The organism is Paenibacillus sp. J22P165 (genome assembly GCF_059692015.1).
This window is the reverse complement of sequence record NZ_JCAUAP010000002.1, coordinates 495,608-521,162: the sequence shown is the minus strand read 5'-3', so window position 1 is coordinate 521,162 and position 25,555 is coordinate 495,608. Positions and strand designations below refer to the sequence as shown.

At 45.7% G+C, this 25,555-nt stretch carries 20 protein-coding genes; 16 read left to right on the top strand and 4 right to left on the bottom strand.

Annotated features, from left to right (window positions below; genetic code table 11):
- Positions 1-30: 30 nt before the first annotated feature.
- The 3 genes from AC58QM_RS06595 to AC58QM_RS06585 all read right to left on the bottom strand — a co-directional run bounded on the left by AC58QM_RS06595 (position 31) and on the right by AC58QM_RS06585 (position 2,117).
- Positions 31-783 carry a YheC/YheD family protein gene (locus tag AC58QM_RS06595; protein WP_497282377.1) on the bottom strand — a complete coding sequence of 251 codons (753 nt, stop codon included), beginning with the start codon at positions 781-783 and terminating at the stop codon, positions 31-33.
- Complete coding sequence (gene panD / locus AC58QM_RS06590; RefSeq protein WP_310223154.1) at positions 776-1,177, bottom strand: aspartate 1-decarboxylase; 402 nt, start codon at positions 1,175-1,177, stop codon at positions 776-778. Before panD ends, AC58QM_RS06595 begins: the two co-directional genes overlap by 8 nt.
- Positions 1,178-1,352: 175 nt before the next feature.
- Entirely contained in the window at positions 1,353-2,117 is a 765-nt protein-coding gene (locus tag AC58QM_RS06585) for a sulfite exporter TauE/SafE family protein (RefSeq protein WP_497282375.1), read from the bottom strand.
- A 185-nt stretch (positions 2,118-2,302) separates the two neighbouring features.
- On the opposite strand from AC58QM_RS06585, the gene AC58QM_RS06580 reads away from it, so the two are divergent.
- The 9 genes from AC58QM_RS06580 to AC58QM_RS06540 all read left to right on the top strand — a co-directional run bounded on the left by AC58QM_RS06580 (position 2,303) and on the right by AC58QM_RS06540 (position 15,188).
- Complete coding sequence (locus AC58QM_RS06580) at positions 2,303-3,628, top strand: MFS transporter (RefSeq protein WP_497282374.1); 1,326 nt, start codon at positions 2,303-2,305, stop codon at positions 3,626-3,628.
- Positions 3,629-3,806: 178 nt separating this feature from the next.
- Complete coding sequence (locus tag AC58QM_RS06575; RefSeq protein ID WP_497282372.1) at positions 3,807-4,772, top strand: ABC transporter permease; 966 nt, start codon at positions 3,807-3,809, stop codon at positions 4,770-4,772.
- A 41-nt stretch (positions 4,773-4,813) separates the two neighbouring features.
- Positions 4,814-5,704, top strand: coding sequence for a carbohydrate ABC transporter permease (locus AC58QM_RS06570; RefSeq protein WP_497282370.1), 891 nt, complete (start codon positions 4,814-4,816; stop codon positions 5,702-5,704).
- Positions 5,705-5,784: 80 nt separating this feature from the next.
- Positions 5,785-7,515, top strand: coding sequence for an extracellular solute-binding protein (locus tag AC58QM_RS06565; protein WP_497282368.1), 1,731 nt, complete (start codon positions 5,785-5,787; stop codon positions 7,513-7,515).
- A 149-nt stretch (positions 7,516-7,664) separates the two neighbouring features.
- The gene (locus AC58QM_RS06560; RefSeq protein ID WP_497282366.1) at positions 7,665-9,446 is read left to right on the top strand and encodes a sensor histidine kinase; all 1,782 of its coding nucleotides are present in this window, start codon (positions 7,665-7,667) and stop codon (positions 9,444-9,446) included.
- Complete coding sequence (locus AC58QM_RS06555; RefSeq protein WP_497282364.1) at positions 9,439-11,016, top strand: response regulator; 1,578 nt, start codon at positions 9,439-9,441, stop codon at positions 11,014-11,016. The genes AC58QM_RS06560 and AC58QM_RS06555 overlap by 8 nt, the downstream gene beginning before the upstream one ends.
- A gap of 17 nt (positions 11,017-11,033) precedes the next feature.
- Entirely contained in the window at positions 11,034-13,064 is a 2,031-nt protein-coding gene (locus AC58QM_RS06550; protein WP_497282363.1) for a beta-galactosidase, read from the top strand.
- A 5-nt stretch (positions 13,065-13,069) separates the two neighbouring features.
- Entirely contained in the window at positions 13,070-14,683 is a 1,614-nt protein-coding gene (locus tag AC58QM_RS06545) for a beta-galactosidase (RefSeq protein WP_497282361.1), read from the top strand.
- A 70-nt stretch (positions 14,684-14,753) separates the two neighbouring features.
- Positions 14,754-15,188, top strand: coding sequence for a GNAT family N-acetyltransferase (locus tag AC58QM_RS06540; protein ID WP_497282360.1), 435 nt, complete (start codon positions 14,754-14,756; stop codon positions 15,186-15,188).
- Between the two features lie 82 nt (positions 15,189-15,270).
- On the opposite strand, the gene AC58QM_RS06535 is transcribed toward AC58QM_RS06540, so the two are convergent.
- Positions 15,271-16,167, bottom strand: coding sequence for an AraC family transcriptional regulator (locus AC58QM_RS06535; protein WP_497282358.1), 897 nt, complete (start codon positions 16,165-16,167; stop codon positions 15,271-15,273).
- A gap of 146 nt (positions 16,168-16,313) precedes the next feature.
- On the opposite strand from AC58QM_RS06535, the gene AC58QM_RS06530 reads away from it, so the two are divergent.
- The 7 genes from AC58QM_RS06530 (at position 16,314) to AC58QM_RS06500 (ending at position 25,365) form a co-directional block, all read left to right on the top strand.
- Complete coding sequence (locus tag AC58QM_RS06530) at positions 16,314-17,447, top strand: Gfo/Idh/MocA family protein (RefSeq protein ID WP_497282356.1); 1,134 nt, start codon at positions 16,314-16,316, stop codon at positions 17,445-17,447.
- Between the two features lie 38 nt (positions 17,448-17,485).
- Positions 17,486-19,168 (top strand): DUF4091 domain-containing protein, encoded by a 1,683-nt coding sequence (locus AC58QM_RS06525; protein WP_497282354.1) that lies wholly within the window; start codon positions 17,486-17,488, stop codon positions 19,166-19,168.
- A 287-nt stretch (positions 19,169-19,455) separates the two neighbouring features.
- The gene (locus AC58QM_RS06520; RefSeq protein WP_497282352.1) at positions 19,456-20,289 is read left to right on the top strand and encodes an electron transfer flavoprotein subunit beta/FixA family protein; all 834 of its coding nucleotides are present in this window, start codon (positions 19,456-19,458) and stop codon (positions 20,287-20,289) included.
- Between the two features lie 24 nt (positions 20,290-20,313).
- Positions 20,314-21,432, top strand: coding sequence for an electron transfer flavoprotein subunit alpha/FixB family protein (locus AC58QM_RS06515; protein WP_497282350.1), 1,119 nt, complete (start codon positions 20,314-20,316; stop codon positions 21,430-21,432).
- A complete protein-coding gene (locus AC58QM_RS06510; RefSeq protein ID WP_497282349.1) occupies positions 21,429-22,739 on the top strand; it encodes an FAD-dependent oxidoreductase in 1,311 nt (436 codons plus the stop codon). The genes AC58QM_RS06515 and AC58QM_RS06510 overlap by 4 nt, the downstream gene beginning before the upstream one ends.
- A complete protein-coding gene (locus tag AC58QM_RS06505) occupies positions 22,736-23,023 on the top strand; it encodes a ferredoxin family protein (RefSeq protein WP_028554142.1) in 288 nt (95 codons plus the stop codon). Before AC58QM_RS06510 ends, AC58QM_RS06505 begins: the two co-directional genes overlap by 4 nt.
- 146 nt (positions 23,024-23,169) lie before the next feature.
- A complete protein-coding gene (locus AC58QM_RS06500) occupies positions 23,170-25,365 on the top strand; it encodes an alpha-galactosidase (RefSeq protein ID WP_497282347.1) in 2,196 nt (731 codons plus the stop codon).
- The last annotated feature ends 190 nt before the right edge of the window (positions 25,366-25,555 follow it).

Sequence of the window (25,555 nt, the reverse complement as noted above, 5' to 3'; positions counted from 1 at the left end):
GGGCCTCCTCAGCGTCTCTAGCAGGATCAGTCATGGCTGTTTCCTGCGAACATGAAATGATTTAATTTTGTGAAAGGCAGTTTTTGTAGGCAGCTTCAAAAATAATTCGAGCATCGGGGCGAAGTTTACTTCGATTATCCATACATGCCCTTGTTTATCAAAGGCCATATCAATGCCCATTGTTTTGACCCAGCGATAGGATGGACCTAACTGCTCGGCTGATCGGAGGGCAACGCTATGCAGCTCCGCAAGCAGCTCGGATGTCGGCATGTCCCTAAGCTCAGAGCCGCGGAGCGCACTCTCTACTGTAACAACACGGCCTCCGCTTCTGCGAATATTAGTGATAATATAGCCTTTACCCGCCACTTTCGCCAACATGCCTGTCACTTGCCAGGGGGATTTGCTATGCCTCTGAACCATCACTCTCAAATCAAAGGGACGCCCATTCTTGGTTGCTAGATGGATGCGTTGTTGCACGATGTAGTTTTTCTTTGCTTTTTTCTTAATAAAAGCATTCAGATCTTCTGGATCCTGATATGTTCGGTGTTTTGCGCCATCTTGGACCTCATAAGAAGAGTTACCGGAGGTTTTGACCTGAAGAACGCCACTTCCGCCATAGCTGCCAGTTGGTTTTAAGATGAGTTGCCCATATTTGGGCAGCATGCGCCAGAAACTGCTCACACTCAACCAATCCGTTTCTGGCAGCGCAGCTTGAAGTTTTTTGGACTTGCGCAGCAGCTTATATTTCGTCCATTTACTTGTGGAAAGATTACTCTTACTCATACGCTTTCTCTTCTTGCCTTTGAATAACTAGATCATGTTCCTCTACTTGAAGAAGTTGGTTATGCTCATCAACGAAGACAACCTGTGGCTTGAGTGAGCGAATTTCTTCTTCGTTCATAAGCCCCATGCTGAGTATGATTACAAGGTCTCCTGGAGAGAAAAGGTGGGCCGGAGGACCATTTAAACCGATCTTGCCGCATCCTTCTGGTGCAGGAATCGCATAAGTTTTCCAACGTGTTGCATTTCGCAGACTAGTAACTTGCACCATTTCATAAGGGTAAATATTCGCTTTGCGCATCAGTAATCCATCAATGGTAATACTGCCTACATAATCCAAATCGGCTTCCGTCACAGTCGCACGATGTATCTTCCCTTTACACATTAGTCGCTGCATGTGCAGTAGCGCTCCTTTATGATCACATGTTGTTCTTCACAGGGTATGAGAGAGTCAAGGATCACGATGTAGGTATGAGGCTATTTTTATCGAAAAATAGGCACTTCTTAGACGGTTATTTCCCGGGAAACTAAGTAAAATAAAAAAAGCAGAGCTCAAGGCTCTGCTTTCAAAGTTAGATTAGTTTTAATCCACTAATTAATACTAAGCTGGCAATAATCGTACGAAGCACGTTAGTAGGTGCTTTCGTTGCAAGCATACTTCCGAGAAGTACGCCAGGAATCGAGCCGATGAGTAGATTAAAGACGAGCGTATAATTCACATTTCCCAAGCTAGCATGTAGAATTCCTGCAGTTGAGGCGAGTAGAAAGGCATGCGCGATATCTGTCCCTACGAGCTGAGCAGGGATCATTCGGAAAAAGTAAAGCATAGCAATAGCATATAAGGATCCAGAGCCAATAGACGTAAGACCAACAATAAAGCCAAGAACCGCACCAATCGTAATCGTGAGCCAGCGTTTCTCTTCGAGCGATTTCAGCTGCCAGCGATTTTCTTTCAGACGGTGTCCGAAAAACACCTTAAACAACGTTGCGAAGGCTACAAGAATTAATACATAACCAAGTGCATGCTTGATAATGACTTCTTGATTGTCGAAGAAAGAGTCGAACACCTTCAGGAACACGACAGCGAGTATAACCCCAGGAAGACTGCCTAGGGCAAGCATTTTGACCAGTTTAAAGTCAATTGTTTTCTGCCGCCAATGTTGGATAGTTCCGAACAATTTCGTAATAGAATTATAAAGAAGGTCTGTTCCTACAGCAATGGAAGGGTGAATGCCAATTAAAATTAAGATGGGAGTCAGCAAGGAAGCACCGCCAACACCTGTCATTCCGACCAGAAACCCTACAATTACACCCATTAGAATAATACTCAAAGTCATGTTGTCATGTCCTCTTTTCATTACCCACTAAACACATTGGATTAATTTTAGTCCCGTGTCTATGATTTGTAAAGATAAATTTTCCAAGCTCGTCCCGTAATTCAAGTAAATATCATGCTATTCTTCGAATCTGGAATCAGGTACAATGGGTAGACGTGTCAAAGTTAGCTTTGGGAGGAAAAATCATGCGTAATCGAACTACCGTGATGGTCAGTATCGTACTGGCCATGTTAGTCGCGTCTATGGATACGACAATTGCAAATACAACCATGCCGATCATTGTGAATGACATTGGTGGAAACAGCCTTTATGCTTGGGCGTTTACCTCCTACATGGTGCTCTCTACCGTTCTTGCTCCTTTGGCAGGACGATTATCGGATTTATTTGGGCGCAAGCGCATTTATGCAGCGGGTATTGTCTTATTTCTTGGGGGCTCAGTTCTCTGCGGGTTAGCAGACAGCATGGTGCAGCTCATTATTTTCAGAGCGATTCAAGGGATTGGTGCAGGGGTGATGATGCCATTCCCATCCATAATTGCCGGCGATATTTACCCGGTGGAGCAACGTGGCAAGGTGCAAGCATTTTTCACGGGCATGTGGGGGTTATCCGCGATTTTAGCACCTACATTAGGCACATTTTTTGTAACTTATTTGAATTGGCGCTGGATTTTCTTCGTAAACGTCCCGATTTGTATCATCGCCTTATTAGCTCTGCTGCCATACAAAGAAGTATATCAACCGAAGAAAGCCGTCATTGACTATTGGGGCGCACTCTTGTTTGCTGCGGGGATATCGTCTTTATTACTCATAACGGTGGTCGATTCCTACACCTATGTGTATGGAGGCGTTGGTGTTTTGCTGCTAGTTGTTTTCTTCCTGTATGAAAAAGGGCATGCTGCCCCGCTCGTTCCACTGACGCTAATGCGAAATCGGCCTGTGGCCTTGATGATAGGCGGCTCTTTTCTGAGCTGTGCGGCGCTTTTCGGAACGTCCAGTTTCATTCCCTTATTTCTGCAGAATCAAGGGCACTCTCTGTTCATCAGCGGTATTGCATTACTGGGTACATCCATCGGGTGGATGGCTGTTGCCGTCCCTAGCGGGAAATGGGTGATACGTTTTGGCTACAAGCCGTTACTGCTAGCGGGGAACGCGTTACTTGTCGTAACCGCGGTATTGCTTTTCTTAATTGAAGAAGGGACCTCATTTGGATACATATTCAGCGCACTTACGATGTTAGGACTTTCGTTTGGACTGCTGTTTACGGTATCAACAATCGGTGCTCAACAGTTAGTAGAAGCACATCAAAAGGGGATTTCAACCTCACTACAGCTGTTCGCGCGAAATATCGGTACAGCAGTCAGTGTAACCGTGATGGGGTCGATTGTGACGAAAGCAGATGTGTTCTATACAGGGATTCATGGCATGTTTGTATATGGTTTGATTGCAACTTTAGTGGCATTTGCGGTGCCTCTAGCGATTCGTTCGGTACGTGAAGAGTCATTGTCGAGATAACACCGATTCACAGAAAGTCGTCCGATCAATTCGGGCGGCTTTTTTTACAATAATTAGACTAGCGTTGAGCCACATAAAAGAGTAACTACTCTCATTTCTAGGGTCGTCATCTGAGGTTTGTAAGGTTGTTGGCTTTGCTGTCTGGGCGCATAATGAAGAAGTAAGGAAGGAGGTCGCAATGGGGAAAATCATGACAAAGCCGCAGTCAACAGTGGGATCCAATCGGAGTCATCGGAGATCGTTAGGCCGCACGCTGTATTTGCAGAGATATTTATTAATCATGACAGTGCCCTTCATTATCTGGGCCTTGATCTTTGCTTATGGTCCGCTCTGGGGTTGGATCATGGCGTTTCAGAAGTATAAGCTGGGGTTAGGGGTTTGGCACAGTCCGTTCGTAGGGTTGGACAATTTCAAACAACTCTTTCAGGACAAGGAATTTTATTATGTACTTCGAAACACAATGGTCATGGCCATCATGAATTTGCTGACAGGTTTCGTTGGAGCTATCACCCTGGCCTTGTTATTAAATGAAGTTCGTGTAACCGCATTCAAGCGGACGATCCAAACAATTACGTACATCCCACACTTTGTTTCGTGGGTTGTCATTGCAAACATTATGCTGACCTTTTTATCACCAGATAGCGGTATGGTTAATACGTTTCTGATGAAGCTTGGGATCATCGATTCGCCGATTTATTTTATGGCGAACGAGGGACTGTTCTGGTACATTCAAACCGCAGCCAACCTGTGGAAGGAGTTAGGGTGGAGCACAATTATCTACTTAGCGGTGCTTGCGAGCTTGAACCCGGAGCATTATGAGGCTGCAGATGTCGATGGGGCTACTCGTTTTCAGAAAATGAGATATGTATCCCTGCCTGGCATTATGCCTACAGCATTCCTATTGCTGATCATCTCCCTTGGCTGGACGATTCAAGGTGGGTTTGAAGCTCAATACTTGCTCGGTAATCCGGTGGTCATCGACCGTTCAGAGGTCCTTGATTTATATGCACTACGCTATTCAACGGAAATTGGCGATTTCTCCTATGGTGTTGCCATTAGTATGTTCAAATCGGTCGTCGCCATTATTCTGGTCGTATCGGTAAACTTTCTGGCGAGGAAGACGGAGGGTAGTCGGTTGTTTTAGAAAAAAATGGTGCAAGTTGTTGATTTGTAAGGAGGTTGTTCATGCTTCGGCAACGTGCTTTCAGTGATTATGTCTTCTCGGTATGCAATTATGTATTTCTAGCAGCTCTTGGATTCTGTACGATTTTCCCTTTTATTCATCTGCTGGCGATTTCCTTTAATGAACCATTGGACTTGATAAAGGGAGGCGTGACTTGGTTTCCGCGAAAGTTCTCAACTTTTAATTACGAATACGTCTTCAGTAACAAAAATTTATACTTGGCTGTCGTTATCTCCATAACGAGGACGATAGTTGGCACCGTATTAGGCGTGGTTTGTACGGCGATGATCGCTTTCGCTCTTAGTCGTAAGGAATTCATCTTCCGCAAATCCTTTAACGTATTCTTCATCATCACTTTGTATGTGAATGGCGGATTGATTCCAACCTATTTGCTGATTAAGAATTTGGGTTTAATGAATCACTTCTGGGTGTACATTCTGCCAATTCTTGTAAGTGTCTATAATGTTATCATTATGCGAAGCTATTTCGAGCAACTGCCGGAGGGGGTTGTGGAATCTACGCGAATCGACGGGGCTAATGAATTTCAAACATTATTCCTTGTTATTATTCCGATCAGCTTACCTGTCATTGCAACGATTACACTGTTCATTGGGGTGCAGCATTGGAACTCTTGGTTTGATAATTACTTATACACGAGCCGAAATCAGGGGTTAAGTCTTTTACAATATGAACTCATGAAGGTATTATTGCAATCGGTTTCACAGTCAGCGACGACAAACGCACAGATGGGGGCTGATAACGTAGCGAAACTGAGTCCGCAATCGATTCGTGCAGCGTTAACCATTGTTGTCACTTTACCAATCCTATTCGTGTATCCCTTCCTGCAAAAGTATTTCGTTAAAGGAATAACCATCGCTGCGATTAAAGAATAACAGGGAGCAACACAAATAAAATATCAGACGGAAATGACATTCCCCAGATAGTTAACCAATTTAAAGTGAGAGGGTGTCCTATGATTAAAAAGAAAAGTGCCCGCCATTTCCTATTACTTACCGTGAGTTGTATGGCTGCAATTACATTCACTGGTTGCACGTCTTCCAATACGGATATAGAAACCGCAACGCCCAAGGCCACAACAGCGGAAAGCACAGCAGCGGCAACTGCCGCAGCCACACAGAAACCGAATGTAACCCCAGTTACCTTCTCCATGAGTACAGCGGACAACAAGATCTCATGGGATAACCCAGTTAGTAAGAAGCTTACGGAGAAAACAGGCGTTTCACTAAAATATGATTTAATCGTAGGCGATGAGAAACAGAAGTGGGACATTTGGTTGGCTGGCGGAGATTATCCGGATATTATTCCTTTGGACCCTGTGCATATCAAGAAATACAAAGATGCTGGCGCTATTATTCCATTAAACGATTTAATTGATAAATATGGCCCAAATATCAAAGCGAAGTATGGCGAGTATTATAATCTTTTGAAGTCTGAGGATGGCAAAATCGATTCGATATCCAGTGTGCTCCTGAACAAAGAAGCTTCACCCGATGCATCTCCGAACTTTATCATTCAATATGATGTGTTGAAAGAAGCAGGCTATCCGACAATTAAAACATTAGATCAGCTGTATGACATCATCAGTACGTATGTAAAAAATCATCCAAAAATTGATGGGAAAGAGACGATTGGCTATTCAGCGGCAATGGCCGATTGGATTATGGATGCACAATTCAACAACCCCATCACCTTCGCTGCTGGCTTACCAGATCATGGGAACTTCCGTATTGCTGCTGACGGTAAGGTGACGTATAATCCGCTTTCGGATGATGCCAAAACGTATGATCAATTTCTGAATAAATTGTACACGAATGGTCTGTTGGATAAGGAAACATTCTCATTGAACATGGATGGCATGCGAGCTAAAATGGCGCAAGGTCGCGTACTGGCTGCATTTGCACCGTCATGGGTGGTTGGCGATACAGAGAAATCGCTGCGAGCTGCGGGTAAACCTGAACGCGCTTACGCACATATTCCAGTTTATTTCAAAGAAGGAACGGTGGATCATAATAATACCATTACACCAACAGGCGGCGGTACTGGTCAGTGGGTAATTACCAAAAATGCTAAAAACCCTGAGCGTATCATTCAATTCATCGATTATCTGTTCTCGGATGAAGGGCAAATTTTGACACATTGGGGCATTGAGGGTTCAGATTATGAAGTAGTTAACGGCAAACGTCAAGAAACGAAGGACAAAATCGCCAAAGTGGCAGCGGATCCTGACTATGCGTATAAATCAGGACTGAAGAGTGTCAGCAGCGGTACTGCAGGAGATTGGTTCTCACTTGGCAATGGTACGAAGCTAGGAGATGGCGACTACGCGACGCCAGTTACAAGAGATTCCGTTGTTGCCAACTATGATGCGATGACGAAGGAAGTGTTAGCTAAATACGGGAAGAAAGTATGGGCTGACTTCCTGCCACCTGTTGAGAAAGTGCCAGGTTATTTATGGCAGCTTACTCCGCCAGATAGCACGAAAGTACCACAACAAAAAATCAGTGGAGATTGGCGTAAGTTAGTTCCAAAAGTTGTCATGTCCAAAGATGCGGCGGAGTTTGAAACGAACTGGCAGCTAATGAAAGATACGATTGCCAAAGATGGATTAGCTGCATATGAAGCTGATTTCACGAAATTATGGGCTGATTTTAATGCGGGCTATCAGAAGAAGTTAGGAAAATAATAAACGTAGGATCAAACGATGGAATACTCCTTATCTTGCTCTGAGATAGGGAGTTTCCTATGAGTTAAAGGGGAAGGCGGTGCCATATCGAATTATCATAGAAGGTGGGAATACCGACCTAATTGAGATACGTCGAGGGGATCAGAGACATGAAAATTCGCACCAAGCTTATCCTAACGCATTTACTTATCATGCTGGTTCTCCTGGGTTCCCTTACGTATGTACTTGTCAAACGCAGCAGTGATCTCGTATTTGACAATATTATTGAAAATGCCAACCTGTCACTGTCACAAGTCCGAGTTAACCTGGATCATAAATTAGGCTCTTACGAGGATATTGCCAATACGTTGTATTTAAATACGTCCTTACAAGCCATGCTTATGAAGCATTTTCCAGATTTACGGGATGCGTATGATGAATATTTTGCGAATTATGAGCCCTTGGATTCAGCGATGAAGATTACACAAAATGTGTCCCATCTCATCATTTATACAGATAATCCTTCGTTTGTATTTGCTAACTTTCATTTGATTGATAACGATATGAAGTCGAGCGATTGGTATAAGGCTGTTATCCAAAGTCCATTTGGTGCCTATTGGACGGCTTCTTATATGAATGAATTCCCTAAGGAACGCGTTTTCAGCCTACGCAAAAGATTGAATAAACAGGATCCGAATTCGCCGATCGTCGTATCGATTGAAGTTAATGTAAGTGTATTAAATGAGCTCATTCACGAAGAAAGTAAAGGGAAACGATTTATTTTCACGATGCCAGATGGTGTTGTTCTCATTGATAGTTCAACTACGAACCCGATAACACATCTAAATGAACTTTCTTTTGCTAAACAAATTCAAGCGTCGGCTGAGGGCAAACTTCAATATAAAGATGGCAAAGAGACTTATGAAGTTCTTTATCAAACGCTGAATACCCGTAATGTAGTCAAAGGGATGAAGGTTATTACACTTATTCCTGTTACAGAACTCATGCCGAAAATCGATCAACTGAAATCGTTATCCTTCGGGCTTTTTATAATGGCCTGCGTGATTTCGGCTGCATTAATATTCGCTTTTTCCCTTGGACTAACGCGTAGATTCACAGAGTTGTCTACCAAGATGAGACGCGTTCACAAAGATAATTTTCAAAGCTTCATTGATGTCAAAGGGAAAGATGAGGTGGCCCAGCTCGGTCAAATCTTTAACGTAATGGTCAAGCGATTAGGCCAACTCGTCAATGAACGTTACCAATCGGAAATTGATCGTCAGGAACAGGCGCTTCGCACGAAAGAAGTTGAGCTGTATGCCTTGCAGGCGCAGATAAAGCCGCATTTTCTATTTAATATTTTAAATACAATTCGCGGTAAGCTATTGATTGCAGGTGATCGAGAGAATGCGCAGGTTGTAGGAATGCTTGCGAAGTCGTTTCGGATGATGCTCAAGAGTGGCGGACAATCGATCCGATTAACCGAGGAAATTGAGTTTATTGAAATATATTTACAGCTGCAATCCTATCGCTATGTGGATAAATTTGTGTTTGATATTCAAATACCTGATGAAATGATGGGGATGATGATTCCGAAGCTATGCTTGCAGCCACTCGTAGAGAATGCGATTACGCACGGGATTGAGCTCAAAAAAGCTAGCTCCCAGCTATGGATTAAAGGCGAAATCATTCAGAGTAATATACATCTGACAGTTAGAGATGATGGTTTGGGCATATCAGCCCAGCGATTAGACGAAATCCATCGATGGTTGCAAGAAGATGGTACGCTTTCGCGTGATGCACATATCGGCTTACAGAATGTTCACCGGCGATTGCGGGATTTGTATGGGGAAGCGTATGGATTGCTTATTGAAAGTGAAGAGGGCCAGGGAACCAAGGTAACCATGATCATTCCAGAGCAGCCATTCCAAAGAGGTGATACCGATGTATGATGTATTAATTGTCGAAGATGAGCCGATTGCTCGCGCATCCTTAACGTATTTACTCGATTGGCAGTTATACGGATATGAGATCAAAGGGGAAGCCGAAGATGGCCAGCAAGCGCTAGAAATGATGAAGGCCCATTACTATTCGCTCGTCATTACGGATATTCGCATGCCGGTTATGGGCGGATTGCCGTTTATTCAAGAGCTGCGAAAGTTTTCTGATGCCGCCGTGGTTATTCTCACAGGCTATGATGACTTTGAGTACGCCAGACAAGGTTTGAAGCTTGGCGTTCAGGATTACTTGTTAAAGCCAGTGGATGAAGATGATCTAGTTGCTGTCTTGAACAAGGTTAAAGATAATTTAGATCTCAAATACAAGACGAGTAAACAATTGAATTTAGGTGTATCAGCTCTGAGGGATCAATTCTTCAAACGGTGGGTACATGGCCAAGTGAAGAGACTGGAATTCGAAGAGCAGACGAAGCTGTTGGGTATTCCTGAACAATGGCATTCTAGCTGCTGCTTGTTAGTAGAGATGGATTTCATCCATTCGCTTCATACCTACTTGACTGACCGAGAGATGGAACTGAAACGGTTCGCAATACGCAACATCATGGAAGAAATCTGCGGTGATGCTGGCTTTGTTTTTGAAGAGTCGGAGGAACGATATACGCTGTTAATCCTTCATTCTGAGGAAAGCCAGCCGGGTGAGGCTAACCCAACTTCGTTGGCGGAAAAGCTTGGCGCGTCTATCCAACAATTTGCCAAAGAAACAGTCAGTATCGGTGTTGGTCAACTCGTAACGACTTGGGAACGAGTAGCAGAGTCCTTTACATCCGCTGAATCAGCATTAGATGGGAAGTTTCTGAGCGGGCACAATACGATTTTAAGCAGTCCTGCCAAACCCATAGAAGATACGGATCAACCTCATTTGCGTCATTCCATGGAAGTTAATGTGATAGAAGCTATTAAAACTTTACAGTCGACTCAGGTGCAACAAGCTCTTGTGCAATTGAAAGAAGTGTTCAAATCTGGCCTCTTGTCAGCAAACGCTATTAAAGTAAATGTGTTAGAGATTCTTCTTCAGCTCTCTCATGTCGTCAAAGATGCCGGAGCAAACCAAACGCTCCTGTTCGATGATAAGCTAGGCGATTACGAGCTTGTCATGCGGAGTAAAACAAGTGATGATCTCTACCAATTCATTGCAGACAAGTGTATGGCTGTCCTAGAGCTCTTACATCGTATGAAAGGTCAACAGCCGAATAAAGTGTTTGATACCGTAAAAAGACTGGTTAAGGAACAGTTTCATACACAAATTAGCTTGCGAAGCGTCGCACAGCAGGTCTATATGAACCCGCATTATTTAGGGAAGCTGTTTAAAGCAAATGCGAATGTTTCTTTTAATGAATATATCTTGCAGCTACGTATGGAGAGAGCCAAAGAATTGTTACTCTTCACGGATAAAAAAGTATATGAAATTGCCCAAGAGGTTGGTTTCGGAGAGTTGGATTGGTTCTATAAACGGTTCAAAAACTATACGGGCGTCAGCGCTGGGGAATTCAGATCCTCAGTTTAGCAGATAGGAGGAGCAGGATGTATTTCGGTGTTTGTTATTATCCGGAGCATTGGCCGGAGGAGCGTTGGGAAACCGACGCGAAGATGATGCGAGAAGCGGGAATTAACATTGTTCGAATTGGTGAGTTCGCTTGGTCGCGCATGGAACGCTGGGAGGGTAGCTTCGATTTCACTTGGCTAGACCGGATAATCGGCATTTTGGCTGGGGAAGGCATTCAGGTTATTCTTGGCACGCCAACAGCAACGCCTCCGAAGTGGTTGATGGATCAACATCCCGATCTGTATATGCGTGACATGTATGGGGATATTCGTGGCTATGGGAATCGACGACATTATTGTTATAGCAATGACGATTATTTGCCTTATATCTCAACCATTGTGGGCAAAATGGCCGAGCGGTACGGCAACGATCCGCGTGTTGTCGCCTGGCAAATTGACAATGAATTCGGCTGTAATGAGACGACGCGCTGTTATTGTGATAACTGCAAAACCAAATTTCAGCAGTGGCTGAAGGACAAATATAAAAAAATTGACCATATGAATGCTTGCTGGGGGACTGTTTTTTGGAGTCAAACCTACAATGAGTGGGAACAGGTCATCGTACCAGCGTACACGGTGTTTCCGCTCCATAACCCAGGCTTGGTGCTGGATTATCGTCGATTTGCTTCAGATGCTGTCTGCCGGTTCCAGAAGTTTCAGGCGGATCTCATTCGGAAATATGCGCCGCAAGCGACAATTACGCACAATATGATGGGCGCATTTAATGAAATTGATTCATTCGATTTATCTGAGGATTTGGATATTGTTTCTTGGGATAATTATCCGAACTTAATGTTTACCAAAGAAGTCGATCCAGCGCTTGCGGCTATGCAGCATGATATGACGCGCGGTCTGAAGCGGACGAACTTCTGGGTTATGGAACACCAGAGCGGTCAACCTGGCGGAAACATCATGTTTCCAACGCCTAAACCGCAAGAATTGCGCAGATGGACGTACCAATCGATTGCTCATGGCGCAGATGGGATCTTGTACTTCCGTTGGAGAGGCTGCTTATTTGGCGCGGAGCAATATTGGCATGGTATTTTGGCACATGATGGGAAAGTGGGCAGGAAGTATCGTGAGGTGCAACAGGTCGGAGCCGAACTCACTAGAATTTGGCCAGTATTGCAAGGTTCAATGAACAAAGCTCAAGTAGCAATGATTCGCTCGTATGACAATGAGTGGGTGTTCGAGATTCAACCTCATATTATGGACTACACCTATATGGGGCATTTTACAAGTTATTATCACTATTTGTACGACAATCAGATCGCAACAGATATCCTTTCACCTGAAGCTGATTTTTTGGGATACCGAGTACTAATTCTCCCTAATTTCATCATGACGACCGATGAACTAGTGGCCAAAGTGTATGAATTTGTACATGCTGGCGGCATCGTAGTGTTGGATTATCGCGCTGGTGCCAAGGACTGGCACAATCGGATGGAAGCGCTCACACTTCCTGGGAAGTTCTCAGACTTACTCGGGATCAGCGTAGAAGAATATGGGGTTCTAGGGAAGGAAGAGTATCGTCGGATTAACCTGCAGGGCAGTGAAGAGGACTATCAAGGGGGAACTTGGTTCGATGTTATTGAACTGCATGGGGCACAAGCTCTAGCTACCTTCAGTGAAGATTATTTTGTAGGTTGTCCAGCCGTGACTATGAATGCTTATGGTAAAGGAAAGGCGTACTACATGGGTACGGAACTAGATGCCAAGCTTCGAGATGAAATTTTCAGTGCGATATGTCGAGAAGCTGAGCTGGCCATCTCAGGTGATGGCATCGTAACGGACTCACCTCGCGTTGAGATCGTATCAAGATTCAAAGGTGAGCAGGCGTATACATTTGTTATCAATCATTCGGTAGAGCATGTTCATGTACAGATCCCTACTCCCATGTATGATCTGTTATCCGAGAAGGAGCTTCACGGGAAAACGGAGCTTGGTGGAAATGGAGTCATGATTTTGTGTGGAGCTGAGTCTAATCGCAGTGCTACATTGGAGGGATAAAAGTTATGGAAATAGGAGTGGCTTATTACCCTGAGCATGAGAAATCGGAGCAATGGCCGATTGATTATAAGAAGCTTCAAGATGCAGGTATTCCAAGTATTCGGATTGCCGAATTTGCTTGGTCAACACTGGAACCCGAAGATGGCTTATATAACTGGGCTTGGCTGGACGAGTCAATAGAGCTTGCTGCTAAATTCGGAATAGGGGTTGTACTCTGTACACCCACGGCTTGTCCGCCGATTTGGTTAGTTGAAAGATATCCAGATGTGCTGCCTATGCATAAAAGTGGTAAAACGGTCGGCTTCGGTGCTAGGCAACATCGTTCGTACTATTCACCTAACTATTTGATCTATTCTGAGCGAATAGTTAAAAAAATGGCTGAACGTTATGGACAACATCCGAATGTGATAGCATGGCAGTTGGATAATGAATTTGGCGGTGAAACCAAATATGATTACGGAGATTGTGCGAAGCAAGCATTCCAGCAGTATTTGGCTGATAAATACGGGACGATCTTGCAATTAAACAAGGCTTGGGGGACGGTGTTCTGGTCCCAACACTATCAGACCTGGGCGCAAATCCCGCTGCCAGCCCCGATTCAAAGCGATGTGATGATGTGGCCACATCCCAGCCTTGAGCTGGAATTTGCGAGATTCTCATCGCAAGGGTTGGTGCAATTTGCACGCATGCAGGAGCGTGTGCTTCGCCCGTATATCGGAGATCGCCCGATTACTACGAATGGGTTCATGTTTTGTTGGGGAGATAATATCAACTGGGTCGACATGTTCGCTACGCTAGATGTTGTAGGCATGGATATATATAGTGATAAACCGCACGAAATCGCCTTCTATTCGGATGCATGCCGCAGTGTACTTAATAAGCCGTTCTGGATGATGGAGTACGGCGCGGGTGCTGCTCAGTTGGAGCGGGATATGCGAATTATTGAGGAGCGGGGGTGTGAGCGGTTTTTTCTATTCAAAATGAAGCCTTTTCCCTGGGGGCAAGAACAAGGGAGAGGCGGCAAAGAATTGCTCACCATGACAGGTGAACCTACGTACAATTACAGCGTCCTTCAACGCTATACGGAGGCAGCTACGACGAAAGTCGAAGCTGAGATTCAAACCGCGGCCACTGTCGGACTGTACTATCACTTTGACAGCTCATGGAGTTATCAGATCTCCGTTTCGGATCGGCTGCCTTTTGCCAATTATGTCGTCGACAATGTCTACCGACCGCTATACGAGCTGAATAAGCAGGTGGATGTGGTATATACGCCAAGACAGATTAAGGCCTATGATATGCTGATTCTGCCGCTTCATATTATGTACGAAGCGGAGCTGGAAGAGGCGTTGATTGCTTATGTGCACAATGGTGGCAAGTTAGTCGTTACAACCGATTTATTCCGCAAAAACGGTTCGAATGTCTTTTTAACTGAAGTACCTAAGCTGTTTAGCGTACTTTTCGATTGGCAGGCGAATAATTTTGTCACCGATGTCATGGACATTAGCCAATCGATCGTGCTTGAACATGAGACGGGGAAAGGGAAATCATGGCTTATCGCTAGAGGCAGCTCGCCGGAAGAGTGGCGTGAAGTGATTGAGCGTATTAGCGCCATTTGACCTAAGTTGACAGCCTGCACGCATTAGTAGAATATTAGAGATATACGAATATAGAAAGAAGTGAGTGTACGTGCTGTTAAATGTGAAGTCCCGTCTGCATGAGGGAGATATTCAACAATTACTTGGCTATAGTGTGTTTCCAGATCCTGAAAGTCTGCAAGAAGCCCTCAGTCAATATGAAAATAATGAAAACACATGGTTATTTGCCTATGAGTCGGAGGGTTTGCCTGTCGGCATTATCGGCTTCGAATTGAATGAGAAGCAAGAAATGACACTTCGTCATCTCGCTGTTGAACCTGAGAGCAGAGGAGAAGGCTTTGGACGCGGGATGTTGCTTGAAATTATTGATGATATGCAGCCAGTTCGGATAACGGTGGAAACCGATGAAGAGGCTGTGCAATTTTATCGCAACGTTGGATTCGTGATTCGTAGTCTAGGTGAGAAATATCCGGGTGTAGAGCGGTTTCTGTGCACGTACGAGGTTGAAGAAGACGAAGACGAGTAATAAAAGGTGAGTTAACGATAAATCCCGAGGAACTGCTACTTGCAGCTGCTCGGGATTTTTTTGCGATAAGGAAGATAAGTGCTTACATGCGGGATTTTACTGTTCTTGCATATTCAGAGGGACTCATTAGGGTTGCTTTCTTAAAAGCTTTGGAAAAATAATGCACAGAACTGAAGCCAAGTTGTCTGGAAATCTCAGTGAAGTTATAGGTCTCCTCACGTATCATAATTTTGGCTTGATCGATTTTCAATTTAGCAAAATACTCCATGAGGGTATAGTTCGTATGTTTTTTAAAAAGGCCTTTAAGCTGTGTTTTGCCGACACAGAACACTTGGCTGATTTCATTTAAGGTAAGATGAGCATCAATATGGTCTTCCATATAGCTCATGACTTTACTGGTTAAATCGTGAATCGACTTCTCCTTAGCGACTGTGGAGAGAGACGTTTCCGCTTCCGGTGAAGCTGATTTACGCAGCAAACGTAACAACAGAATTTCCAAGTAGCTTTGCATCATCTGCTCACAGCCAACAGGTGCATCTAACCTCCTCACAAGAGGATGACCGAAGGGGAACTCGAAGGCTTGTTGTCCTTCACGAACGATTTGGGCGAGTAAATTACGCTCTTCATCTTCAAGATGCAGCACCTTACGCTCAAAAAACTGCATCGCTTTCGAATGGCAATCGAATGTCATGACAATTAAATTAGGAGCTTTTCCTTTGGTTGCATAAAAACTATGAAATTCATTGGGCTTATGAAAGATGATAGAGCCCTGTTTAAGTAAATAGCGATCATCATCCGCATGTACCTCGACTTCTCCGCGATCGACATAGAGAAATTCCCAGAAATCATGCTTCTCGCCATCGAACACAAAATCCTTCCCATACTCAAAGTAGTGCATGGTAATGACTTTTTGGATAACGATACTCATCTTCAAATGCGTCCGATGATACTCGGTCGTGTTCGTTTCACTTATCGTCATGGGAGTCACTCCTGATTGGTCGTTGCAAAGCCTATGTATCTATCATAGCACAGTCGAAAAAACAAAAAAATCGGCTTTCAGGACAAAGAAAAGGGAAGTAACATCTTTTATAATCAGGATAGCGTTAAGTTCGAGGGGGAGCTAACATGAAGATAGGTGTAATTGGGTATGGCCTTAGAATTAGTAGTGTAATTAAAGAAGTAATGAAGGCAGATGCGGACTGCCAAATTGCGGCAATTGTAGACATACGGAAAGATGCGGTTAAAGCTCAACTGGATGAGAAAGGTTGGCATCACATTCATTATTATGATACGCCAGAGCAAATGTTGGCAGATGAGCAGCTTGATGGTGTCATGATTGGCACGCGCTGTAATTTGCATACAACGATGGGGTTGAAGGTACTGCAGCATGGTCTTCCGCTCTATATCGAAAAGCCGGTGTCAACTAACTACGAGAATCTTCTTCGTTTAAAACAAGGATATGAGGCATCCACGTCACCTGTCGTAGTATCTTTTCCATTACGAGTGACATCTCTTGTAGAGCTAGTTAAAGAAATCGTGCAATCAGGTAAGATCGGTACGGTTGAACATGTTCAAGCGATTAATAACGTGCCCTATGGGCGTGTCTATTTCCAAAGCTGGTATCGTAATGAGGAAGAAACCGGGGGGCTCTTTCTACAAAAAGCGACTCACGATTTCGATTATATCCAAGCGGTTCTGGGGCAAACGCCGATATCTGTGTGTGCGATGACTTCAAAGCAAATTTTCAAAGGAAACAAATCTGCTGGGCTCAAATGTGTAGATTGTGAAGACAATCGCACCTGCTTGGAGAGTACGGTTGGAACAGAGGAAGAGCTGGATCCAACTTGGCAATATTGCTGTTATGCGGAAGACACAGGCAATGAAGATTCAGGTAGTGCACTGTTCCGTTATGAAAGCGGTATGCATATGTCGTATTCGCAAAACTTTTTTATTCGCAAAGGCGCTGCTGCGCGTGGCGCGAGATTCATGGGATATAAAGGGACTGTTGACTTCGATTTCTATACAGGTCAAGTCAAGGTTTATATGCACCATACAGCGCGAGTTGAAACGTATGACCTTGCCGCTGGCAGCAACCATTTTGGCGGTGATGCGAAGCTGGCACGTAATTTTACAGAAGTTATGAAAAAGAAAGCGAACTCCCTCTCAACGCTGGATGATGGTCTGATGAGTGCCCTCATGTGTATGAAAGCGCAGGATTCTGCTCAAACGGGGACTTTCCAATCTCTAAAATGGGAATAAGGAATAGGTTCACAACGAATATTGGAGGCATGTAAACAATGGGCAAAAAGGTAACCTTTCAAACCATAAGCTTGAGTTCGTTATCCAAGGTTTTTGCAGATGAAGCTCCGAGCGAAGCAGCACTTAGACAGGCAACGGCACTGAAAGGAGAAACCTTCGCTTTTCAAATTGCATACACGTCAGATCACTTATTGAAAAACATTAGTGTTGAAGTTACTTCGACACTTGGGCTTCCTTTTACAACACGCGCTGTGGGTCTCGTGCCATCTGAAATGCCTTGTTACGCTGACCATGATTCCCATGTGATGCGGACAACACCTGGTTTGTACCCGGACCCTTTGTACCCACTTGAAGCAAAGTCTGTGACGTCCCTTCCTGGTCAGTGGAGAGCCGTTTGGATTCATGTTGATGTGGATGCAACTACACGAGCTGGAACCTATAAAGTGAATGTAAGTTTTCTGTCTCAAGAAGGGGAACAGCTTGGTGAGGAAGTGTTGGAGCTTACTATACTTGAAGCGACGCTGCCGAAACAAAAGCTGATTCATACAGAATGGTTTCACGTAGATTGCCTTGCGACACACTACAAGGTCCCAGTATTTAGTGAGGAGCATTGGCAGCTCATCGGGCAGTTCATCGAAACAGCTGTCAAGCATGGCATTAACATGATACTGACTCCGATTTTTACACCGCCATTGGATACCGTAGTAGGTGGGGAACGACCGACCGTGCAGCTGATTGGTGTGAAAGTTGTGGAGGGGAGTATCGATAGCAAGACCACGTATGCCTTTGAGTACGCCAATCTCGAGCGTTGGGTTGCCCTTTGCCAGAGCAAAGGGGTTGAATATTTCGAGTTCTCACACTTATTTACGCAGTGGGGGGCTAAGCATACGCCGAAAATTGTGGCAACACTGAACGGGGAAGAGCAGCGTATTTTCGGTTGGGAAACGGATGCCACTGGGGAAGCCTATGTGAATTTTTTAGAGCAGCTCATTCCTGATCTAGATCGCGTAATCCAAAAACTTGGCATCGCTGCCTGCAGTTACTTTCATGTATCAGATGAGCCTACGGAGGCGCATTTGGAAACATACAAGAAAGCAAGTGATCTTGTTCGGAAGCTTCTGCCTCCTGAATATCCGATTATCGATGCCTTGACGGAGATCTCTTTCTATGAGCGAGGCATCGTTCAGAAACCGATTCCCTCGAATGATCATATTGAGCCTTTCTTAAAAGCAGGGGTCCCTGATTTATGGACATATTATTGCTGTGTACAATACAAAGAAGTGTCCAATCGTTTTTTTAACATGCCTTCCGCACGTAACCGAATCATCGGTCTGCAGCTGTATAAGTTCGGTATTCAAGGATTTCTGCATTGGGGATACAATTTCTATTATTCGCAATATGCCATTAAACCGTTGAATCCCTTTCAAGTAACGGATGCTTTACATGCGTTTCCTTCGGGCGATAGCTTCCTTGTTTATCCTGGTGAAACGGGACCCATGGAGTCGATTCGGATGGAAGTATTCTTTGAAGCGCTGCAGGATTTAAGGGCGTTACAATTGCTGGAGACGTTGATTGGCAAAGAGCGCACGATTGCCCTCATAGAAGAAGGCTTGACTGAGCCGATCACGTTTTCTGTTTATCCCCGCAGTACGGCATGGATGCTCGAGGTGAGGGAGCGGATTAATCAGGCGATTATAAAGCATAGTGGAGAAGTGAATTAAAAAGGGAAGACTGTCGGAGGGGTACTTTTAGCCTGCTTTGACAGTCTTTTTTTTGCGTGGCAATGTGCTGAGCTCTTTATTTTTTCTTGGTTTAGTCAAGTTCCTCGTGCTGACGCATATACTGTGTTAGATTCTTATCTTTATGCTTGTTCATAATGTCATGTGATGCTCTGAAAGCGATTACTCATCGACATTTACGTGACAAATTTCACAATGATGACAAGCTGTGACAAGCGAGTTGTCAAAAAATGCAAGCCAGTTCCCCGTAGAAATAGGAGGGTGCAGAGATGCTGCATATTGTCGTTTGTATTAAACAAGTTCCGGATTCTAGAGAAATTCGCATTGATCCCAAAAATAATACGCTCATTCGTCAAGGTGTTCCCAGCATTGTGAATTTCTATGATATGCATGGCTTGGAAGAGGCGTTGCGTATTAAAGATGAACAAGGTGCGCGCATCACGGTAGTGACCATGGGACCGCCACCTGCTGAGAAAGGGCTTAAGGAATGCATATCGCTAGGCGCAGATGATGCGGTATTGGTAACTGACCGTGGTTTTGCCGGGGCGGACACGCTGGCTACCTCCTACGTCGTTGCACGAACCATTCGCAAAATTGCGGAAACATGGGGACCCGTGGATATCGTTTTTTGCGGCAAGCAAACCTTAGATGGCGATACAGGACAAGTCGGTCCAGGCGTAGCCTGTCGATTAGATTTGGAACAGCTAACCTATGTGAACAAAGTTGTAAAAGTAGATGAAGCCAATCGAAAAGTACGCGTACACCGACTATTGGAGGACGGCATCGAAGTGGTTGAGACAAGCATGCCTGTCCTAATTACTGCGTTGAAGGAACTAAATAAAGTGAGACGTGCTTCTCTACCTGGCATGATTCGAGCGGCTAGATATAAGCCTACCGTTTGGACAACGGCAGATTTTCCAGATCTGGAGCGGGCAAAGATTGGACTGAAAGGCTCGCCAACGATTGTTGCTAAAACTTGGGTACCGGAAATTAAAGCTGTAAAAACAAATATGATTACTTTTGATAGCCCAGAGATGGGCTCAGTTCAGCTAGCCGATCAGCTATTAACGAAGGACATGCAGACCTTGTTGGAGTGGACTTGATCGATAGGAACGGAGGATAACACGATGGCAAAAGAAACAGAACAGATAGATCCGACGATGCCGGACTGGTCGGCATATCGTGGGGTGTTGATCGTTGTTGAGCAGCGCGAGGGCATCGCGAAAAAGGTATCCTGGCAGCTGCTAGGCGAAGGCAAGAAGCTGGCAGCCAAGCTGGAAGCGCCGCTCATGGCGCTCGTCATCGGCGAGAATGTTGCCCATCTCGCCGATGAAGCCGTGGCCTACGGCGCGGATCGGGTTTACCTTTGCGAAGCCCCGGAGCTTCGCGATTACAGGACCCGGCCATACAGCCGGGTCTGCTTGAAGCTGATCGAGGATGCGAAGCCCGAGATCGTGCTGTTCGGCGCGACAGCGACGGGCCGTGACCTGGCAGGTGCGATCGCTACGCACCTGCCGACGGGGCTGACCGCCGACACGACGCAGCTCGACGTGGAGCCGCCCCCGTCACGGCTGCTGCTGGCCAGCCGCCCGGCTTTCTCCGAGAAGATGATGGCCACCATCCTCTGCAAGCAGTACCGGCCGCAAATGGCCACAGCGCGAGCCGGCGTGTTTCAGGCGCTGCCGAAGGACGCAGCGCGCCAAGGCGAAATCGTGCGCATTGAAGCCACGATGCGCGAGGAAGAGATTGACGCGCAGGTGCTCGATTTCCTGCGCGAAACAGGCAAGCTGAATCTCGAGGACTGCGAGATTATCGTAGCGGGTGGCCGCGGATTAGGCGGGCCCGATGCTTTCAAGCTGCTCGGCGAGCTTGCGGATGCGCTCGGCGGTGTCGTTGGCGCGTCCCGCGCTGCGGTTGATGCTGGCTGGATCAGCCATGAGCATCAAGTGGGGCAGACGGGCGCCACGGTGCGTCCGAAGCTCTACTTCGCCATCGGCATCTCTGGCGCCGTACAGCACACAGTCGGCATGAGCCATGCCGATGTCGTTGTCGCGATCAACAAGGATGAGAAGGCGCCAATTTTCCAATTTGCCCATTATGGCCTTGTTGGCGATCTGTTCAAAATCGTTCCAGCCATAACAGAGGAATTCAAGAAACGCCGCACACTTTTCGGCATTCACCCGTCATCCACCACCCAAACACAGACGGGGGCAAGCGAAGCACGGGAGAGGAGTGAAGCGAAATGAACGAAAAATTCGACGCCATCGTCGTTGGCGGAGGTCCTGCCGGAGCTGCTGCTGCCTTAACCATGGCCCGAGCAGGCTTATCGGTTGTGTTGCTCGAGAGGGGCGAGTTTCCTGGCGCCAAAAACATTTTCGGAGGCGTCCTCTATCGCAAACAGATCGAAGAGCTGGTACCAGAGTTTTGGACGGAAAAAAACTTTCCCATGGAACGCTACATTGTTGAACAGCGGATCTGGATGATGGGCAAAGAGTCTATGGTTACCTTCGGTCATCGTAATGAAGCCTACAAGGAGCCGTTTAACTGCTTCACTGGCTTGCGGGTTAAATTCGATCAATGGTTCGCTGAAAAAGCGGTAGCCGCGGGCGCGATTCCAATTTACGAAACCGTGGCACTGGATGTTATTCGTGAAGGCAATAAAGTTGTTGGTGTGCGAACAGACCGTGATGACGGCGATTTGTACGCGGACGTTGTCGTCATTGCAGATGGGGTAAATTCCTTGCTCGGCAAAGCGATGGGCATTCATAAGGAATGGATGCCGGATGAGGTGTCTTTAGCAGTTAAAGAGGTCATAGCGCTGCCCCGGGAAAAAATCGAGGACCGCTTTGGACTCGAGGGTGATGAGGGTGTCACTATTGAATTTATGGGTGAAACCTCGCTCGGCATGGCGGGAATGGGCTTCTTATATACGAATAAAGAAACGATCTCGTTAGGGGTCGGTGTGATGGTAAATCATTTGCGTGATAAAAAGGTAAAGCCCTACGCCGTACTCGATGCCGTCAAACAGCATCCGATGATTCGTAAGCTGATTCAAGGCGGAGAGACCAAAGAATACTCCGGTCATCTGATTCCAGAGGGTGGTTTTCACTCGATTCCAACCTTATCGGGAGATGGCTGGTGCGTGTGTGGTGATGCTGCGCAACTAATTAACTTTGTCCACCGGGAGGGGACGAATCTCGCGATGACCTCGGGGCGACTAGCTGGAGAAGCTATTATCGAAGCGAAGGCGCGTGGAGATTTTACAGCTCCAACCATGCATCTTTATGATAATAAGATCAAAGAATCCTTTGTTCACAAGGATCTGCAAAAGTACAAAGGCATGCATCAATTCCTGAAGGAACAGGATCCTGAGCTCTTATTTGATAGGTTGCCTCGTGCCGTAAATGAAGCAGCGTATAACATGTTCCTCGTGGACGGAATAACGAAAGCCGAGAAACAAAAAATGGCCATGAAGCTCATCAAAAATGCCGCAGGCGGCACAGTGAACTTGATGAAGCTAGGCTACAAGGGATGGAGGGCGATGAACGGATGAGCCAAAGCGATATCTCAGATAAACTGTTTACCATTCGTTACAAATGCGATGATAAATCCCATCTCGTGATCAAAGACAAACAAACCTGTTTAAACTGTGTTACCAAAGATTGCAACTATTTCTGTCCTTCCGATGTCTATGAGTGGGAAAAGAAACTTAAAATTACCACGGTTGCTTTTGAAAATTGCATTGAGTGCGGAACGTGCCGCATTGCGTGTCCTTCGTACAATATAGACTGGGTGTACCCGAAGGGCGGACATGGCATGACGTATAAATACGGCTAAGTTAGACGTGCGAAAATGGACCTTGACTGAGTAGAGTCAAGGTTCTATTTTTTGCGGAAAAACGACATTCCTCCATATGTAGGTGTAGTTTCTCCATAGTTTTGTTTCTCTCAGGATACGATAATAGACGGTAGGAGGGATTATTAATGACCATTTCATTTGAAGCAGCACAAGGGATATTTCATTTAAACAATTCGTATATGAGCTATGTAATTCAACTGATTAACAATTCCTATCCAGCCCATGTTTACTGGGGCCGCCCTATTCGATCGGGTCAACTTGGTAGCGTGATTCAATATAAGGAACGTGCTTCTTTCAGTCCGAATCCCGTAAAAGAGAATAGAAAAATCTCATTCGATACTTTACCTCAGGAGTATCCAGCGTATGGGACAAGCGACTTCCGCGAGCCAGCTTATCAAGTGGCGCTACCTAATGGCTCGACGATTACTGAGCTTATTTACGACAAGCATCGCATCGTGCAAGGAAAGCCAGCGTTAGAAGGGTTGCCTTCAACTTATGTAGAAGATGAACATGAAGCGGAAACGTTAGAAATTGAGCTTATTGACAAAGTAGCAGGCTTGCGCGCAATTCTGTCCTACACGATTTTTGCCAATCATGCGGCAATCACACGTTCCGTCCGTTTCGTAAACGAGGGCACAGCTGATCTCAGGTTGCTGCGTGCATTAAGTATGAGCGTGGACTATTCTCATGCTGATTGGGATCTACTGCAGCTATCAGGGAGTTGGGCACGTGAGCGTCATATCGAAAAGAGAGCTTTGGCTCCGGGTAAATTGACCGTCGAAAGCAGGCGTGGATCAAGCAGTCATTCGCATAACCCGTTTGTCGCTTTGCTTGCCAAGGATGCCAATGAAGACTATGGCGATGTGTATGGCTTTAATCTCGTCTATAGCGGTAACTTTGCGGCTTACGCGGAAGTGGACCCTTTTGCAACGGCACGTGTCTCCATTGGAATCAACCCGTTTGATTTCAGCTGGCTGCTAGAGCCAGGACAACACTTCCAAACACCTGAGGCTGTAATGGTTTACTCTGCTCAGGGGATTGGTGAGATGTCGAGATCCTATCATCGCCTGTATCGTACACGACTTTGCCGCGGTGAGTTCCGTGATCAAGTACGCCCAGTCCTGGTTAATAACTGGGAGGCGACATATTTTGATTTTAACGCGGATAAAATTGAGAGCATCGCTCGTGCAGGTAAAGACCTTGGGATTGAGCTTTTCGTACTTGATGATGGTTGGTTTGGCAAAAGAAATGATGATACGACTTCACTTGGGGATTGGGTAGTTGATAAGGCCAAGCTCCCAGGCGGTCTTGAAGATTTGGTAGAGCGAGTTAATAAGCTTGGCCTTGAATTTGGACTATGGTTTGAGCCTGAAATGGTATCGCCAGAGAGCGATTTATACCGTAAACATCCTGATTGGTGTTTACATGTACCGGATCGTCGACGCACTGAAGGTCGTGGGCAGCTCATACTTGATTTTTCACGTGAGGATGTATGTGAGGGCGTGACGTCCATGCTGCGCAACATATTAAGCAGTGCTCCGATTACGTATGTCAAATGGGATATGAATCGCAATATGACTGAAATTGGCTCAGCCGCATTACCACCTGAACGCCAACGAGAAACAGCACATCGGTATATGCTAGGTCTATATCGCGTAATGGAAGCTATCACTACCGAATATCCGCATATCTTGTTTGAGAGCTGCTCAGGCGGCGGCGGTCGTTTCGATCCTGGTATGTTGCATTACATGCCGCAAACTTGGACGAGCGATAACACCGATGCTGTGTGCCGTTTGAAAATTCAATACGGAACTAGCATCGTGTACCCGGTTAGCTCCATGGGCTCGCATGTATCTGCCGTGCCGAATCATCAAGTTCATCGCATGACGTCCCTGGAAACTCGCGGTCATGTAGCCATGTCTGGTAACTTCGGCTATGAGCTTGACCTAACGAAGTTCACTGATGAAGAGAAAGAACTTGTCAAACGACAAGTTGCCGACTACAAACAAATCCGGCCTCTTGTCCAATTTGGCGATATGTATCGCCTATTGAGCCCGTTCGAGGGGAACGACACCGCGTGGATGATTGTCTCCGAGGACAAGACACAAGCCATGGTCGTTTTCGTCCGTGTGCTTGCAGAGCCGTATGCGCCGCTGAAAACTTTGCGGCTCAAAGGACTCAACCCTGCCTTCGATTATCATATCAAAGGCTCGGAAGGGCTGTTCCCCGGCGATCATTTGCTGTATGCCGGTCTGCCTGTCGCTGGTTTACATGGCGACTTTCAAAGCAAAATCTGGCTGCTTGAGGCGAAGCAGCAGTAAACATAGTTACCCATTTTCCATGTTTGGGAAATGGGTTTTTATTTTACAAGAATGGTTGTGCGGGGGCAGGGCACATTTCAGCAAAACTAATTTTCTGTGGTATCTACAACACCTTTAAACAGAGTAGTAACTTAGTCGGTTGGGAGTTGAGAGGATTGTGTTATTAAAAGAGAGAAGTGAGTAGTGAGAA

Coding starts and splice junctions, on each gene's coding strand:
- AC58QM_RS06580 (WP_497282374.1), top strand. CDS start 2,303: ATGCGTAATCGAACTACCGTGATGGTCAGTATCGTACTGGCCATGTTA.
- AC58QM_RS06555 (WP_497282364.1), top strand. CDS start 9,439: ATGTATGATGTATTAATTGTCGAAGATGAGCCGATTGCTCGCGCATCC.
- AC58QM_RS06595 (WP_497282377.1), bottom strand. CDS start 783: ATGAGTAAGAGTAATCTTTCCACAAGTAAATGGACGAAATATAAGCTG.
- AC58QM_RS06560 (WP_497282366.1), top strand. CDS start 7,665: ATGAAAATTCGCACCAAGCTTATCCTAACGCATTTACTTATCATGCTG.
- AC58QM_RS06535 (WP_497282358.1), bottom strand. CDS start 16,167: ATGACGATAAGTGAAACGAACACGACCGAGTATCATCGGACGCATTTG.
- AC58QM_RS06530 (WP_497282356.1), top strand. CDS start 16,314: ATGAAGATAGGTGTAATTGGGTATGGCCTTAGAATTAGTAGTGTAATT.
- AC58QM_RS06515 (WP_497282350.1), top strand. CDS start 20,314: ATGGCAAAAGAAACAGAACAGATAGATCCGACGATGCCGGACTGGTCG.
- AC58QM_RS06575 (WP_497282372.1), top strand. CDS start 3,807: ATGGGGAAAATCATGACAAAGCCGCAGTCAACAGTGGGATCCAATCGG.
- AC58QM_RS06525 (WP_497282354.1), top strand. CDS start 17,486: ATGGGCAAAAAGGTAACCTTTCAAACCATAAGCTTGAGTTCGTTATCC.
- AC58QM_RS06505 (WP_028554142.1), top strand. CDS start 22,736: ATGAGCCAAAGCGATATCTCAGATAAACTGTTTACCATTCGTTACAAA.
- AC58QM_RS06565 (WP_497282368.1), top strand. CDS start 5,785: ATGATTAAAAAGAAAAGTGCCCGCCATTTCCTATTACTTACCGTGAGT.
- AC58QM_RS06520 (WP_497282352.1), top strand. CDS start 19,456: ATGCTGCATATTGTCGTTTGTATTAAACAAGTTCCGGATTCTAGAGAA.
- panD (WP_310223154.1), bottom strand. CDS start 1,177: ATGCAGCGACTAATGTGTAAAGGGAAGATACATCGTGCGACTGTGACG.
- AC58QM_RS06545 (WP_497282361.1), top strand. CDS start 13,070: ATGGAAATAGGAGTGGCTTATTACCCTGAGCATGAGAAATCGGAGCAA.
- AC58QM_RS06510 (WP_497282349.1), top strand. CDS start 21,429: ATGAACGAAAAATTCGACGCCATCGTCGTTGGCGGAGGTCCTGCCGGA.
- AC58QM_RS06585 (WP_497282375.1), bottom strand. CDS start 2,117: ATGACTTTGAGTATTATTCTAATGGGTGTAATTGTAGGGTTTCTGGTC.
- AC58QM_RS06570 (WP_497282370.1), top strand. CDS start 4,814: ATGCTTCGGCAACGTGCTTTCAGTGATTATGTCTTCTCGGTATGCAAT.
- AC58QM_RS06500 (WP_497282347.1), top strand. CDS start 23,170: ATGACCATTTCATTTGAAGCAGCACAAGGGATATTTCATTTAAACAAT.
- AC58QM_RS06550 (WP_497282363.1), top strand. CDS start 11,034: ATGTATTTCGGTGTTTGTTATTATCCGGAGCATTGGCCGGAGGAGCGT.